Here is a 14,811-nt window from a genome sequence, read left to right as displayed (position 1 = left end):
CCCCTCTTACCAGGATGAAAACCTGAGGTCCTAACCGATAGACGAACGGGCCAAGTTAATTTTCTTTATATTTTACTGTGTTATTTAAAATAAAACAGTCTTTAAAAAAGACCTCCAGAAAATTAATGAAGGTATTTTAAGTAGCCCGTAGGGGAATCGAACCCCTCTTACCAGGATGAAAACCTGAGGTCCTAACCGATAGACGAACGGGCCAAGGACTTTATATTAAGCTAAACCGTTTACGTGCTTAGTTAATTTACTTTTTAAGTTAGAAGCTTTATTCTTGTGAATAATGTTTTTCTTAGCTAATTTATCCAACAAAGAGATAACTTTAGGTAACTGCTCTACTGCTGCAGATTTGTTTTCTTCGTTTCTCAACGCTTTTAACGCTGTTCTTGCAGTTTTGTGGTAGTATCTGTTACGAAGTCTTCTTGCTTCGTTTTGTCTAATTCTCTTTAATGCTGATTTATGATTTGCCATATCGTTCAAATGTGGGTGCAAAGATAAAAACTATTTTTTAATTTGCAAACTTTTTTTTAAAAAATTAAAATTTTGTTTTGCCTAATAGAAAACTAATTAACGATTCAATATGATTTTTTAATTACGAAAGATGTTTTATATTTTCTTTCTCCTCTAAGGCGGTGCAAAAGTATGGATATTTTTTAGAATTCAAAATGTTTTTTTTGCTGTTTTTTTAAAGTTTTGATTTTCAGGTAAAAAAAATGAAAGCTTTTTTGAGGAGCTTTCATTTTTGATTTTGCTGTAGCCTATAGGGGAATCGAACCGCTGTTGCAAGAAAGAAAATCTTGAGTCCTAACCACTAGACGAATAGGCCATATCTTTTTAAGGACTGCAAAAGTAAATACTTTATGTTTTTTTAGCAAATGATTTTATCTATTTCGATTTTTTCTCGATAATAGTATTGGTTATTCCTTTGCTTTCAAAGTCTTTTTGTGCTTTTACAGCTTCTTCCAAAGTTTTGTATTTACCATAAGTATAATAGAACGTTCCGTTTTCTTTATTTCTGATGATTTCAGGAAGGGTTTTCAATATGTTGGATTTGGAATCTAGTTTGTCTTTTCCAACATAGATTTCGATTGTGTAATAACTACTGCTTCCTAAAGTCTGATTTGGAACAAAACTAATCGCCGTAGAGTTTCGGAAACCTGCATCCTTAGCTGTTTTTAGATTGTTATCTCTTACGGAAGCATAATTTGTAGTTCCGTAATAATATTTATAGAATCCATTTTCTTTGATAGGCAAGATATATTTCAAGCCTTTCAGGGCAGAATCTTCTGTGGTATATTTATTAGGGCTACTCATTAGTAATATTCTGAAGTCATTTTTCAGAGGCTGTTCAACCGGCTTTTCTGGTTCTGGCTCTTTTACATTTCTATCCACCATTTTTTTATAGCTCGTGATAGCATTGAAAATACTTTCAGCAATAGCTTGCTGCCCTTCTTCCGTAGATATATAATGAGCGTCATCGTAATTGTTGACAAAACCGGTTTCAATCAAGATAGAAGGCATTGCATTCATTCTAAGGACATGAAGGTTCTCTTGCTTTACACCGCGAGACATTCTTTTATCTTTTTTAACGAAGTTTTCTTCTACCAAACCGCCAATGATAAGGCTTGCTTCTAGGTATTTGCTTTGTTGAATTTTGAGAGCGATGAGAGATTCAGGTGAACTAGGATTGTATGATGCGAAGTTCTCTTTATCTTTTTCATCTAAGAAGATCACATCGTTCTCGGCTTTTGCCACATCTAGATTGGCTTTGTTTTGATTAGGACCTTGTACGAATGTCTCCGTACCTTGTGCAGTTGCGCTTTTACTTGGTGAAGAGTTGACGTGAACTGATATAAAAAGATCTGCTTTGCTTCTATTGGCAAGATCAGTTCTATTGGTTAATGATGGATACTCATCTATTTTTCTGGTGTAGATAACTTTGTAATCTTTGTTTTTTTCTAGCATCCTGCCCAATTTCAGCACAATACCTAATGTTACATTTTTTTCTTGAACACTGCCGATATCACTATAGTTTCTATTCGCTCCAATATCGCTGCCACCGTGTCCTGCATCTAGGACTATCGTAAATTTTTTCTGTGAATAAAAGTAACTTAAACTAATAAAAAATGTTAACAGAAAAAAAAATTTATTATAAAGTGTAGGCCTAATCATTTTAATCTTTAAAATTTAATTAATTTTGAACCCAATTTCAGAATGACTGCATTGGCTCGAAGTATTTTCAAAAGTATATTACTAATTTTAAATATCCTAATTTTTAACAATATTTTATCACAAACTGTGCCTAAAAATATTGATAAAAATAATGATGTTGCTGACTCTATAAATATAAGGAAAGACTCTTTAGCAATAAAGAAAGATACCATTATCCCAAAAGAACAGCTGGATGATGTTGCGAAGATGAAGGCGGAAGGTAAAATTACTTCTTCCATTACAAACAAACAGACTACACTTCACAAAAAAGCTCAGATCATCTATCAGGATATGCAGATAGATGCAGATTACATTAGGTATGAGTGGGAAACTGGAAAAATCTATGCTAGAGGCGAACAAGACGAGAAGGGGAAAATCATAACCCCTGCTATTGCAACGCAAGCTGGGAAGAAATATGAATACAGTGAGGTTATCTATAATACCAAAACTAAGCAAGCAATTGCTTTCAATGCGAGAACGGAAGAAAGTGAGGGGGTGATTGTCGCAAAGAAAACCAAAAAATATAATGACTCGGTCTTTGTGATGAATAATGCTATAATGACCACAGATGAATACTTTATAAAAAAGAAGGATTCTCTTCCAGATTACCATATTTCTGCTAACTATATAAAGCTACTGAAAGGAAAAGAAAACTCACAGGTTGTTACGGGGCCATTTCAGTTTTTTATAGAGCAGGTTCCAACGCCATTGGTTCTTCCGTTTGCGATCTTGCCTTTTTCGGATAAGAGAGCGGCAGGTATTTTGATGCCAAGTTTTGGAGAACGCCAGGATGTTGGTTTCTTCCTGAATGGTCTTGGCTATTATCAGCCTATCGGGGATCATTTTGATTTGAAATTGTTATCAGATATTTATACAAAGGGTAGTTGGAACTTCAAACCAGAACTTAATTATCTTAAAAAGTATAGATACTCTGGGAACTTTGCTGCAGATTATGGTACTACGATTCGAGGTATCAAAGGTTTGGATGACTATTCCAAAGCCAAGACTTTTAGAATTGCGTGGAGGCATTCTCAGGATTCTAAAGCTAATCCATATTTGACTTTCAATGCTAGTGTGGACATTGTAAGTGGACGTAACTTTTATACCAATACGGTTAATAATAGTTATGCTTTCAACGGAAGTGTTCTTAATACACAACAGAACTCGAGAGTCAGTATGACAAAGCGTTTTTTGAAACTCCCTGTTACCATCAATGCGAGTATGTCTTATAGTCAGAATTTTTCAACTGGAAATACAGATATTCGTTTGCCAGAAATGACGGTTGCTATTAATCAATTTTATCTTTTCAAACCCAAAACAGGGGTAAGAACAGGATTGTTGGAAAATATTAATGTGAATACAGGTTTGGCTCTTAGTAATTATGTAACAACGACCGAGAGCGAGGTTTTCAAAAAAGAAATGTGGGACGCTCTGAAAACAGGTGCTAAAAATAATATTTCACTTTCTACCAATACAACGGTTGCCAAGTATTTTACCTTCAGTCTATCGGCTAATGCAGATAATGTGCTTACCACCAAAACATTAGAAAGAAGCTATAATCCTTTGACCAATGCTGTAGAGGATAATTACAAAAAAGGTATCGCAGGATACACCACGTTCTCTACCAGTGCCAGCTTGCAAACAGTTTTGTATGGGCAGAAGCAATTTGGTAAAAAATCACCCATTGTAGCTGTACGTCATATGGTAACGCCTAGTATGAGTTTTACTTACTCTCCAGATTTTGGAGCAAAGGGGTGGGGTTATTTTAAGGATTATTCTAATGCTCGAGGAGAGATGACGCCTTATTCTATTTTTGATGGAGGGATCTATGGCGCGCCGTCTTCTGGACTTACACAGAGTGTTGGTTTCAATATTGCCAATAATTTGGAAATGAAAGTCAGATCCAAATCAGACTCTACCGGAGTGAAAAAGGTGAAAATCTTTGAAAATTTAAACGTCTCCGGAGGCTACAACTTTGCTGCAGAAAAAAACAAATGGTCCGTTTTCACGGTTAATGGGCAGTCTTCTTTCTTTAATAATAAATTGAATGTCAATACTAGTCTTACATTAGAGCCTTATAGGATAGCTTTTACGGAAGGTAGTGATAGGGGGGTAAGAACAGAGGATTTTGGACATTTTAGTTTGCAAGGCTTCAACATGCAATTGTCCTATCCAATGAGCGAGGCTATTTTTGGAAAGAAAGAGGAACTCTCAAAAAAATATAAGAAAAAGGGAGAAATCAGGAATGAGAATTATTTCTTTGATGATGATAATTATTCCCACTACACCCCAACCTGGACTTTGAATGTGAATGCTAACTATTCCTACACCAGAAGTTTGACAAGGCTTGGAACCAAAGTTGCAACAATAGGATTAGATGGTAGTATAAAACTAACACCTTACTGGAACATCAACGGAAGTACAAACTATGATGTAGAGGCTAAAACTTTGGGTTATACTCGTCTAGGATTTGCAAGAGATCAGCGTAGTTTTACGATTACCTTCAACTGGGTCCCATTTGGACAGTATAAGGTTTATGACTTCTTTATCGGGATCAAAGCCAATATCTTGAAAGATGCTGTTAAATATAAAGAAAGAAGTTTCACTCAGCCTAATAGTTCTTTTTAGGATTTAAGGAAAATTTATATAGTTTTGTAAAAATTAAAATTAAATAATGAAGAAGATCATTCATACGTCAGAAGCTCCAGCTGCTATCGGACCTTATTCGCAAGCAACCTTGGTTAATGGAACATTATACATCTCTGGTCAGATCCCTGTAGATCCGGAAACTGGAAAGCTGGTAGAAGGTATTGATAAAGAAACGCATCAGGTGATGAAAAACCTAAAAGCGATTTTAACAACTGCTGATATGAATTTTGATAATGCAGTGAAGGCTTCTATTTTTCTTAAAAATATGGATGATTTTGCTGTGGTGAACGAGATTTATGCTTCTTATTTTAATAATGATCAATTCCCAGCAAGAGAAACAGTACAGGTGTCTTGCCTTCCAAAAAATGTAGATGTAGAAATCTCTATGATTGCTTATAAAGACTAGATGAATTTTCTAAGGAATACATTAGGTGTTTTGGCAGGTTTAACAGTCGCTGCTCTCATTATCACATTAGGGGTAAAGATAGATTCCTCGTGGATTACCTACAAGCAATTTGCGCCTTTCAGCCATTGGGAGTTACTATTGCAATCTGTCCAGGGCAAAGACTCTTTTTATATCGCGTTGCTGTTCTTCGGAGGATTGGGTGTTACGATTGGAGGAGTCGTAACCGCAATAATTGTAAAGTACGCTAAAGTGGCTTATGCAATCCTTATAGGCTTCATCATGTTGTTTATTGCGATGTTGGATATTATTCTCTATCCTTATCATCCTGTTTTTTATAAGATATCTATCTTTTTGATTTTCTTTCCTTTCTCCTGGATTGGCGGTAAGATTACAGAAGTTATTTATAAAAGAAGAGAAAAAAGAAAAAAGCAATTGCTCGTAAAAAATAAAAACCCACAAGTCTAGACTTATGGGTTTTATGTTGAAGTTAGTATAGTTAGTTTTAGTAAGCCGTTTCGTGCACTTTCACAGCACGTCCGCTTGGATCGTTCATCTTTTTGAAAGCTTCATCCCATTCCAAGGCTACAGGTGTTGAACAAGCGACAGATGGTACAGAAGGCACACAGCTTGCAGCAGAATCACTTGGGAAATGACTTTCGAAGATGGTTCTGTATCGGTATTCTTCCTTACTCATTGGTGTATTGATAGGGAATCTGAATTTAGCATTCGCCATCATTTCGTCCGTTACTTCATCTTCTGCAACTTGCTTCAAAGTATCGATCCAAGAATAGCCAACACCGTCGCTGAACTGTTCTTTCTGTCTCCAAGCAATACTTTCTGGAAGGATGTCTTCAAAAGCTTTTCTAAGAACCCATTTCTCCATTCTTTCAGGTGTTACCATTTTATCTTTTGGATTAATGGTCATTGCAACATCCATAAACTCTTTGTCAAGGAAAGGAACTCGTCCTTCTATTCCCCAAGCCATCAAGGATTTGTTAGCTCTCAAGCAATCATAAAGGTGAAGCTTACCTAGTTTTCTAACCGTTTCTTCGTGGAAGGCTTGTGCAGAAGGCGCTTTATGGAAATACAAGTAACCTCCGAACAATTCGTCGGAACCTTCTCCAGATAATACCATTTTGATTCCCATAGATTTGATAACTCTTGCTAAAAGATACATCGGGGTGGAGGCTCTGATTGTTGTAACATCGTAAGTTTCCAAATGATAAATAACGTCTTTGATAGCATCCAGACCTTCTTGAACAGTATATTTAATTTCGTGGTGAACAGAACCGATATGATCTGCCGCTTTTCTAGCTGCTGCCAAGTCCGGAGAGCCTTCCAATCCAACCGCGAAACTGTGTAGTCTTGGATACCAAGCTTCTTGCGTGTCACCACTTTCGATTCTTTGTCTTGCATATTTTGCCGTTACAGCAGCGATAATCGAAGAGTCAAGACCGCCAGAAAGTAGTACGCCATAAGGAACATCACTCATCAATTGTCTGTGGACCGCTTCTTCCAGCCCTTTTCTGATAGCAGCGATATCTGTTTCGTTATCTTTTACATTTTCGAATTCTGTCCAGTCTCTTTTGTACCATTTCTGTAACTCTTGCCCGTCTTTGCTGTAAAGAAAATGTCCAGGAAGAAATTCTTCAATTTTGTTACAAACGCCTTCAAGAGATTTGAGTTCAGAAGCAACATAGAAACTTCCGTTTTTGTCCCAACCCATATATAATGGTACGATTCCCATATGATCTCTTCCGATGAGGTAAGCGTAGTTTTCTTCATCATATAATGCGAATGCGAAAATTCCGTTTAGTTTTTCAAGAAAGTTTTTTCCATCTCTTCTATATAATGCTAAGATTACTTCGCAGTCAGATTGAGTTAGGAATTCGTAATCAGGAAATTCAGTTCTTAATTCTTGGTGGTTATATATCTCGCCGTTTACAGCTAATGCTACTTTGTTATCTTTTGTGAACAATGGCTGTTTCCCAGATGTTGGATCTACGATTGCTAATCTCTCGTGTGAAAAAATCACATTCTCGTGTTGGTATATACCAGACCAGTCTGGTCCACGATGTCTGATTTTTTTAGACATTTCCAAGATCTGAGGTCTTATTACTTCATTTTTTTGTTTGGTGTCAAACACGCATACAATTCCACACATTATTTTATTTGTTTTTGATTAAAATTATATTGCAAAAATAGATTTGAAATTTTAAAACAAAAATTAATTTTTGTTTTAAGTTTAATTTAGTTCTTAAATAATCTTTTTTGGTTTAATATATTCTTATTTTTAATTAAAAACAGCTCCTGTGCTTTATTTTTTATATGTAGATGTTTGTGTTTTTTTGTTTTTTTTCTATGGTATTTATGAAAAAAAGCTTTTAATTTTTGAAAATGTTGAATTATTTAATTGAAATTAATTAATTATGAAAAAATATTTTAGATAAATAAATTTCAGTTTTTATTAGGATAAATAATAAAAAATGTACGATTTTTGCACCGGAAATTGTATTGTAGATGTGAAGTAAATGATTACTTCAAATGCATTTATAATTTTTTTCATCATTTGTGTTTTTGCCCTCTTATTCATAGTAAGAGGGTTTTTTTATTTTGTTTGATTTTGCTAAGCCGTATTTATAATATAACTTTGCAAATAATCTATAAAAAGTAAAAAAATATGTCAACTTACGTAGTTGTAGGTCTCCAATATGGAGACGAAGGAAAAGGGAAGATTACGGATGTTTTATCGGCTAAATCAGACTATGTTGTACGTTTCCAAGGCGGAGATAATGCTGGTCACACGGTTTATGTAGGTGATGAAAAATTTGTATTACATCTTTTGCCTTCTGGTGTTTTGCAGTGTAAAGGCAAATGTATCATCGCTAACGGAGTGGTGGTAAACCCTAAAGCTTTTGTAAAAGAAATCAATCAGATAGAGAGCAAGGGTCTGAGAACAGATCATGTTTTCATCAGTAGAAGAGCGCACGTAATTATGCCTTATCATATTTTGCTTGATACTTATAGAGAAGAAGAGCAAGGTGGAACGCAGATTGGAACTACGAAGAAAGGAATTGGTCCTTGCTATGAAGACAAAATTGCAAGAGTTGGTATTAGAATGATCGATCTTTTGAATCCTGAAGTTCTAAGAGAAAAAATAGAAAAAAATCTTAAAACTAAAAATTCTCTTTTCGAGAAATACTTCGAGAAACCAACTTTGGACGTTGAAGAAATTTATCAAGAATTTCTTGCTTTGGGAGAATTGTTGAAAGATAGAATCGTTGATACAGAATTGGAAATCAACGAAGCGATAAAAGACGGTAAAAATATCCTTTTTGAAGGAGCACAGGCTTTGATGTTGGATATCGATTTTGGAACGTATCCATTTGTAACTTCATCTTCACCTTCTACTGGTGGTGTTTGTACAGGAGCTGGAGTTCCGCCAACGGCTTTGCAGAATCTAATAGGTGTTGCAAAAGCTTATACAACTAGAGTAGGAAACGGTCCTTTTCCAACAGAATTAGATAATGAACTAGGAGAAAAAATCAGACAGATCGGTTTCGAATTTGGTGCAACTACAGGAAGACCAAGAAGAACAGGTTGGCTAGATCTAGTTTCTCTGAAACATGCTTGTATGGTAAATGGAATTAATAATCTTGTAATTACAAAATTAGACGTTCTTACAGGTATTCATCCTTTGAAAATTGCTACAAAGTATAAAACAGAAGATGGTAAAATTATTGATTACTTTACATCTTCTACAACCAAATTGTATGATTACGAACCAATCTACGAAGAATTGGAAGGTTGGGACGAGGATATTACTAATGCAAGATCTTATGATGAACTTCCTGTAAATGCTAAAAAATACATCGAGTTTATCGAAGAGCATTTAGGAATTAATGTTTACTTGGTTTCTGTTGGACCAGAGCGTTCTCAGAATATCATTAGAAAAGAATTATTCTAAGCAATAATATATATAATTACTAAGCCAGGAGATTTCCTGGCTTTTTTATTAACAAATTTTAACTTTTTATAATCAATTTTGGAATCATAATTGAAAATACCTTTTCAATAATTCACATTCTGTGAAAAAATAAACGATTATGAAAAAGTTATTTGTAACAGGTTTTGCAGCAACTTTAATATTATCTTCTTGTAACAAAGACGAAAAGTTGCAAACAGCTTCCTTGGAACAGCAGAAGCTCGATTATCAGGTAAGACAAATTGAGTTAGAAAAACAAAAACTCGCTATAGAAAAAGAAAAAATATCTTTTGAAAAACAAAAAGACAGTCTTAATAAGATAGAAGAGGAAAAAGAAGCAGAAAGAAAAGCCGAAGCTAACAAAGTGGCTAGGAAATCTACTCCTACAAGAAGTTCTTCTTCCGGTGGCGGCTCTTCTTCCAGTTCAACAGCGTCTAATTCTGGCTCATCAAGCTCAGCTGGAACTACGGCTACTCAGAAAAAAGGATGGAGTAGTGCTGCAAAAGGTACGGTTATTGGTACAGTTGGTGGAGCGGCTGCAGGTGCGATCATCAGTAAAAAAAATCCAGGTCTTGGAGCGGTGATTGGTGGCGTTGCAGGTGGAGCTACTGGTTACACAATTGGTAGAGCCAATGATAGAAAAACTGGTCGCGTACAGAAGTAAATTTTCTTCATATATATTTTAACAAGGAAAGATTGCTTATTTTTATAGGCAATCTTTTTTTATGCTTTTACTTCTCATTTCTATTATAGGATTATTGATTGTTAACTTCGGTGTGGGATTAATCATCAAAAATGTTTTTAAAACAGAAAGTCAAAGTTTTGTTTTGACCTCTTTTTTTGGAATTCTAAGCATTACATTATTGCAAACCATAATTGCTTTTTTTTCTCCAGCAAATAGTTTTGTCGAATTTGTTTTTCTAATTTTTGGAAGCATTGGATTTCTACTTTTTCTGAAAAAGAAAGATCTTTCGTATGTCGATTTTAGAAAAAACATCAATTTTTGGTTTTACCTATTGGTTATGATGATTGTTTTTGTTGGTTCATTTTCTCCTTATTTTTATGACCATTCCAGTTATTACGTTCCTACGATTTCTTACTTGAAAGAATTTGGAGTTGTAAAAGGCATTTCGAATCTCGATTTATTACTTGGACAAACCTCTTTTTGGCATATTTATCAAGCCGGATTTTCACATTTTATCGATGTTTTTTTTAGGATTAATACTTATTTATTGATTCTTTTTTTAATTTATATCTACGAAAGGAAACAATATTTTTTGTTGATTTTTATTCCAATATTTTTAGTTTTTGTTCAACAGCCAAGTCCGGATTTACCAATATTAATTATCACTTTAATTGTCATTAATGAATTGATGAGTAAAAGAGAAAATCCAATTCTTTTATACTTGTCGATGTTTGCATTTTGCATAAAACCGATAATTTTTTGGCTTCCAATTTTGGTGATTTTACACGGATTTAGTCAAAAGAAATTCAGTATCAAATGGATGATTCCGGTTTTTGGGTTGGGGATTTTGTTAATGATAAAAAATATTTGGCTTTTTGGTTTTCCCATTTTTCCAATATCATTTCCAGATTTTGATTTAGCTTGGAAACCGAGCCAGGAGATATTGACTTATTCGTCTCAGATTGGATTACTAAAATCTTATGATATGAAATATTCTTATCAGCAGGTTTCAGAATTTAATTTTTTTGAAAAAATATACTACTGGTTTTTAATTGGTTATAAATCTATTCTGAATGTTGGAATTCTCATTTCACTTTTAGTTATAACTATTTTTACAATCAAGAAAAAGGAACGATTTTATTACATTTTATTAAGTTGTTTAATTTTAAAATCAATTTTAATAATTTCATTTTCTGCTCAATATCGATTTTTTATTGATGTTTATTTGGTTGCGATATTTTTATTGTTCAAAAATATTTCAGAACAAAAAGCTATTTTTACATCTGTTTTCTTATCTATTTTAATTTCTGTGATTTTCACATTTCCTGGATTTGTACAGAAGATTAATATTGGAGAAAAAATGTCAACTTTCAGTTGGTCACAACTTTATCAACCAAAAGAAAATAAATCGGTCAATATCAATACCGAATATAAAATTGGAAATTTGAATTTTTATGTTCCAAAATTTCCTTTTCAGAAAGATTTTTTTCCTTCAATTCATATTTACGATTTGAAATTGTATGATTATTATGGTGTTTTTCCACAGTACATTGGGAAAGATTTCAAACAAGGATTTTATCAAAGAAAATTAAATCAACAAGAGAAAAATCAATTAAAGAAAATCATCTCCGAAACCGAGAAATACAATCCAAAAGTCCCTTAAAAAATCTCTATCTTTGAATATAATTTTTAAGTTAAATTCAACTTTGGATTTAATTCTTCATTTTTAATTATTAATTTACAGCAATGCCCGATTTTTTACATCCCGATAAAGACAATTACTCTGACGACGATTTGATTCAGGAAGAAAAAATCCGTCCGCAGAGTTTTCGAGATTTTGCAGGACAAAGAAAAACATTGGACAATCTGGAAGTTTTTGTAGCGGCCGCAAAAAATCGAGGTCACGCTCTCGATCACGTTCTTTTGCACGGCCCGCCGGGATTAGGGAAAACGACTTTATCTCATATTATTGCCAACGAATTAGGTGTTAATTGTAAAATCACTTCAGGTCCAGTTCTAGATAAGCCGGGAAGTTTGGCAGGATTACTTACGAATCTTGAAGAAAATGATGTCCTTTTCATCGATGAAATTCATCGTTTGTCTCCGATTGTGGAAGAATATCTTTACTCTGCAATGGAAGATTATAAGATTGATATAATGTTGGAAACTGGTCCTAATGCGAGAAGTGTTCAGATTGGGCTTAATCCATTTACATTAATTGGTGCAACGACGAGAAGTGGAATGTTGACCAAACCAATGCTCGCCAGATTCGGAATCCAAAGCCGATTAGAATATTATACGATTGAACTTTTGGGAATGATTATCGAGAGAAGCGCACGTGTTTTAGGCGTTCCAATCTACGAAGATGCTGCACTCGAAATTGCCAGAAGAAGCCGAGGAACTCCTAGAATTGCCAATGCACTTTTGCGTAGAGTTCGTGACTTTGCAGAAATCAAAGGAAATGGAGAAATCGAAATCGAAATCACAAAGTTTGCATTGAATTCCCTCAATGTAGATGAATTTGGTTTGGATGATATGGATAACAAAATAATGCGTGTGATGATAGAAAACTTTCGAGGAAAACCAGTCGGGATTTCTGCACTCGCGACTTCAATTGGAGAAAATCCGGAAACTTTGGAAGAGGTTTATGAGCCATTTTTGATTCAGGAAGGTTTTATTATTCGAACTCCACGAGGAAGAGAAGTGACGGATAAAGCTTACAAACATTTGAATATTTCCAGACCGAAAAATTCGGGTGAATTGTTTTAATTTACTATGATGAAAAATTTTGTTTTAATCTTCTCTATACTCATTTCATTTTTGTCGTGTGCTCAAAAGGATAATTCTAAAAAAGAAGATGAAAGATTTGTCGATATTTTAAGCAAAAATTACAATGTATCTTTAATCCAATTAATTAGTAATCCTGAAAAATACCATAACAAACGAATTCAAGTTATGGGTTATCTGCATTTGGAATTTGAAGGCAATGCTATCTATGTTAATGAGTTAGATTATAAGCATTCTCTTGATAAAAATGGATTTTGGGTCTCTTTTAAAAATAAAGAATTAATGTCAAAAGCAATGAAACTTAATGATAAATATGTTTTGATTGAAGGTGTTTTTGATGCTGAAAATTTTGGACATATGGGAATGTGGAGTGGAGAAATTAAAAATATTACGAGAATTGATGCTTGGGGAAATACTGATTAATAGAAATATTTCAGAATTTTAAAGATTCAATTTGCTACTAATTTCTTATATTAGTAAAAAACAAAAATTCTTATGAAGCTCTATCCAATCCAATGCGGAAAATTTAAACTTGATGGCGGTGCAATGTTCGGTGTTGTTCCAAAAACACTTTGGGAAAAAACAAATCCTGCTGATGAAAGAAACCTTATCGAATTAGGAACTCGCTCGCTTTTAGTAGAAGATGGCAAAAAATTAATCCTAATCGATTGTGGACTTGGAGATAAGCAAGATGAAAAATTCTTTGGTCATTATTCACTTTGGGGTGATGATTCTTTGGATAAAAACTTGAAGAGATACGGATTTGTGAGAGAAGATATTACAGATGTTTTTTTGACGCATCTTCATTTTGACCATTGTGGTGGTGCTGTAGAATGGAATGATGACAAGTCGGGTTACAGACCTGCGTTCAAAAATGCACATTTCTGGACCAACGAAAATCATTGGAAATGGGCCACAGAACCGAATCCAAGAGAGAAAGCAAGCTTTTTAAAAGAAAATATTTTTCCATTAGAAGAAAGTGGACAACTCAATTTCTTACCATTACCAACGACGGGAAATTATGGATTCGCTCCAGATTTGAAAATGGACGTGATTTTTGTTGATGGACATACAGAGAAACAAATGCTTCCGGTTCTCCAATATCAAGAAAAAACGATTGTTTTCGCAGCAGATTTGATTCCGACTGTTGGGCATATTCCGCAGGTTTATGTGATGGGTTACGATACAAGACCATTGTTGACGATGGAAGAAAAAGGTAAGTTTTTAAAACAATGTGTGGACAACGAGTATCTATTGTTTTTTGAACACGATGCAAATCACGAGTTGGCAAGTCTTAAAATGACGGAAAGAGGCGTGAAACTTGATCAGACATTTAGTTTTAATGAAGTTTTTGGATATTAAATTATGGATATAAAAGATACAATCTCAACTCAAGACGAAGACATTCCCATACCCAAGATCATTGGATTAACTGGCGGAATTGGTTCAGGAAAAACAACAGTAGCAAGAATTCTGGAGGGAAAAGGATTTCCTGTTTATTACTCGGATGACGAAGCTAAAAATATTGTTAATAAAGATTCTATTCTCAAGGAGAAAATCATTGAGCTTTTAGGAAACGAAGCTTATTCAGATGGAATTTATAACAGAAAGTATGTCGCAGAAAAAGTCTTCAATGATTCTGAACTTTTGGAGCAATTGAATCATCTGATTCATCCGGCGGTAAGAATCGATTTCGAAAAATGGGTGGCTTCTCAAAATTCTGAATTTGTCTTTAAAGAAACGGCGCTTCTTTTTGAACTTAAATTAAATCATCAATGTTACAAGTCTCTGCTGATTACTGCGGATGACAATCTCAGAATCAAAAGAACGATGGACAGAGATGGTAAAACTTACAGAGAAGTAGAAGCGGTCATCCAAAAACAAATGCCTGAAAAGGAGAAGTGTAAATTGGCAGATTATATTATTTATAACAATGCTGACCTTGAAAGTTTGCGAGTTGCAACAGAAGGTTTTATAGAAGAACTTAAATAAGAATTTTAATCATAAAAATAAAACACCCCGAATCTAGACTGCACCCAAAAGTTTAGACAAAATTAAATAATATTTTGATAGGAAAGA

General features: G+C 34.2%; 13 protein-coding genes and 2 tRNA genes. 10 read left to right on the top strand and 5 right to left on the bottom strand.

From position 1 onward, the window contains the following. Nucleotides 1–141: 141 nt before the first annotated feature. The 4 genes from RTY06_RS15725 to RTY06_RS15710 all read right to left on the bottom strand — a co-directional run bounded on the left by RTY06_RS15725 (nt 142) and on the right by RTY06_RS15710 (nt 2,181). Nucleotides 142–213: transfer RNA gene (locus tag RTY06_RS15725), tRNA-Glu, on the bottom strand. Between the two features lie 12 nt (nt 214–225). Further along, entirely contained in the window at nt 226–480 is a 255-nt protein-coding gene (gene rpsT, locus RTY06_RS15720; RefSeq protein ID WP_116037009.1) for a 30S ribosomal protein S20, read from the bottom strand. 283 nt (nt 481–763) lie between these two features. Next, nucleotides 764–835, bottom strand: a tRNA-Glu gene (locus RTY06_RS15715). 59 nt (nt 836–894) lie between these two features. Next, nucleotides 895–2,181, bottom strand: a complete 1,287-nt coding sequence (locus tag RTY06_RS15710; RefSeq protein ID WP_312825915.1) for an N-acetylmuramoyl-L-alanine amidase — start codon at nt 2,179–2,181, stop codon at nt 895–897. Nucleotides 2,182–2,223: 42 nt separating this feature from the next. On the opposite strand from RTY06_RS15710, the gene RTY06_RS15705 reads away from it, so the two are divergent. From RTY06_RS15705 to RTY06_RS15695, 3 genes are read left to right on the top strand one after another with little or no spacing between them, the layout of a single operon-like run. Beyond that, nucleotides 2,224–4,848 (top strand): putative LPS assembly protein LptD, encoded by a 2,625-nt coding sequence (locus RTY06_RS15705; protein ID WP_312825914.1) that lies wholly within the window; start codon nt 2,224–2,226, stop codon nt 4,846–4,848. Nucleotides 4,849–4,894: 46 nt separating this feature from the next. Next, complete coding sequence (locus RTY06_RS15700; RefSeq protein ID WP_312825913.1) at nt 4,895–5,275, top strand: RidA family protein; 381 nt, start codon at nt 4,895–4,897, stop codon at nt 5,273–5,275. After that, nucleotides 5,276–5,740, top strand: a complete 465-nt coding sequence (locus tag RTY06_RS15695) for a hypothetical protein (RefSeq protein ID WP_312825912.1) — start codon at nt 5,276–5,278, stop codon at nt 5,738–5,740. Nucleotides 5,741–5,777: 37 nt separating this feature from the next. Here RTY06_RS15695 and asnB read toward each other — a convergent pair whose 3' ends face one another. Further along, nucleotides 5,778–7,439, bottom strand: coding sequence for an asparagine synthase B (gene asnB, locus RTY06_RS15690; RefSeq protein ID WP_312825911.1), 1,662 nt, complete (start codon nt 7,437–7,439; stop codon nt 5,778–5,780). A 516-nt stretch (nt 7,440–7,955) separates the two neighbouring features. Between asnB and RTY06_RS15685 the strand changes: the two genes are divergently transcribed. The 7 genes from RTY06_RS15685 to coaE all read left to right on the top strand — a co-directional run bounded on the left by RTY06_RS15685 (nt 7,956) and on the right by coaE (nt 14,724). Further along, nucleotides 7,956–9,242 (top strand): adenylosuccinate synthase, encoded by a 1,287-nt coding sequence (locus RTY06_RS15685; RefSeq protein ID WP_116037018.1) that lies wholly within the window; start codon nt 7,956–7,958, stop codon nt 9,240–9,242. Nucleotides 9,243–9,381: 139 nt separating this feature from the next. Then, nucleotides 9,382–9,924 carry a YMGG-like glycine zipper-containing protein gene (locus tag RTY06_RS15680; RefSeq protein WP_312825910.1) on the top strand — a complete coding sequence of 181 codons (543 nt, stop codon included), beginning with the start codon at nt 9,382–9,384 and terminating at the stop codon, nt 9,922–9,924. Between the two features lie 61 nt (nt 9,925–9,985). Further along, entirely contained in the window at nt 9,986–11,608 is a 1,623-nt protein-coding gene (locus RTY06_RS15675) for an LIC_10190 family membrane protein (RefSeq protein WP_312825909.1), read from the top strand. 83 nt (nt 11,609–11,691) lie between these two features. Further along, nucleotides 11,692–12,714 (top strand): Holliday junction branch migration DNA helicase RuvB, encoded by a 1,023-nt coding sequence (ruvB, locus tag RTY06_RS15670; protein ID WP_312825908.1) that lies wholly within the window; start codon nt 11,692–11,694, stop codon nt 12,712–12,714. A 6-nt stretch (nt 12,715–12,720) separates the two neighbouring features. After that, nucleotides 12,721–13,155 (top strand): hypothetical protein, encoded by a 435-nt coding sequence (locus tag RTY06_RS15665; RefSeq protein WP_312825907.1) that lies wholly within the window; start codon nt 12,721–12,723, stop codon nt 13,153–13,155. Between the two features lie 72 nt (nt 13,156–13,227). Beyond that, nucleotides 13,228–14,094 carry an MBL fold metallo-hydrolase gene (locus RTY06_RS15660; protein WP_312825906.1) on the top strand — a complete coding sequence of 289 codons (867 nt, stop codon included), beginning with the start codon at nt 13,228–13,230 and terminating at the stop codon, nt 14,092–14,094. 48 nt (nt 14,095–14,142) lie between these two features. Next, complete coding sequence (gene coaE / locus RTY06_RS15655) at nt 14,143–14,724, top strand: dephospho-CoA kinase (protein ID WP_312825918.1); 582 nt, start codon at nt 14,143–14,145, stop codon at nt 14,722–14,724. The last annotated feature ends 87 nt before the right edge of the window (nt 14,725–14,811 follow it).

This window comes from Epilithonimonas sp., assembly GCF_032055105.1.
In the GTDB taxonomy this organism is placed as follows: Bacteria; Bacteroidota; Bacteroidia; order Flavobacteriales; family Weeksellaceae; genus Epilithonimonas.
This window is presented reverse-complemented; position numbering and strand designations above follow the sequence as displayed.

Coding starts and splice junctions, on each gene's coding strand:
- rpsT (WP_116037009.1), bottom strand. CDS start 480: ATGGCAAATCATAAATCAGCATTAAAGAGAATTAGACAAAACGAAGCA.
- RTY06_RS15710 (WP_312825915.1), bottom strand. CDS start 2,181: ATGATTAGGCCTACACTTTATAATAAATTTTTTTTTCTGTTAACATTT.
- RTY06_RS15705 (WP_312825914.1), top strand. CDS start 2,224: ATGACTGCATTGGCTCGAAGTATTTTCAAAAGTATATTACTAATTTTA.
- RTY06_RS15700 (WP_312825913.1), top strand. CDS start 4,895: ATGAAGAAGATCATTCATACGTCAGAAGCTCCAGCTGCTATCGGACCT.
- RTY06_RS15695 (WP_312825912.1), top strand. CDS start 5,276: ATGAATTTTCTAAGGAATACATTAGGTGTTTTGGCAGGTTTAACAGTC.
- asnB (WP_312825911.1), bottom strand. CDS start 7,439: ATGTGTGGAATTGTATGCGTGTTTGACACCAAACAAAAAAATGAAGTA.
- RTY06_RS15685 (WP_116037018.1), top strand. CDS start 7,956: ATGTCAACTTACGTAGTTGTAGGTCTCCAATATGGAGACGAAGGAAAA.
- RTY06_RS15680 (WP_312825910.1), top strand. CDS start 9,382: ATGAAAAAGTTATTTGTAACAGGTTTTGCAGCAACTTTAATATTATCT.
- RTY06_RS15675 (WP_312825909.1), top strand. CDS start 9,986: ATGCTTTTACTTCTCATTTCTATTATAGGATTATTGATTGTTAACTTC.
- ruvB (WP_312825908.1), top strand. CDS start 11,692: ATGCCCGATTTTTTACATCCCGATAAAGACAATTACTCTGACGACGAT.
- RTY06_RS15665 (WP_312825907.1), top strand. CDS start 12,721: ATGATGAAAAATTTTGTTTTAATCTTCTCTATACTCATTTCATTTTTG.
- RTY06_RS15660 (WP_312825906.1), top strand. CDS start 13,228: ATGAAGCTCTATCCAATCCAATGCGGAAAATTTAAACTTGATGGCGGT.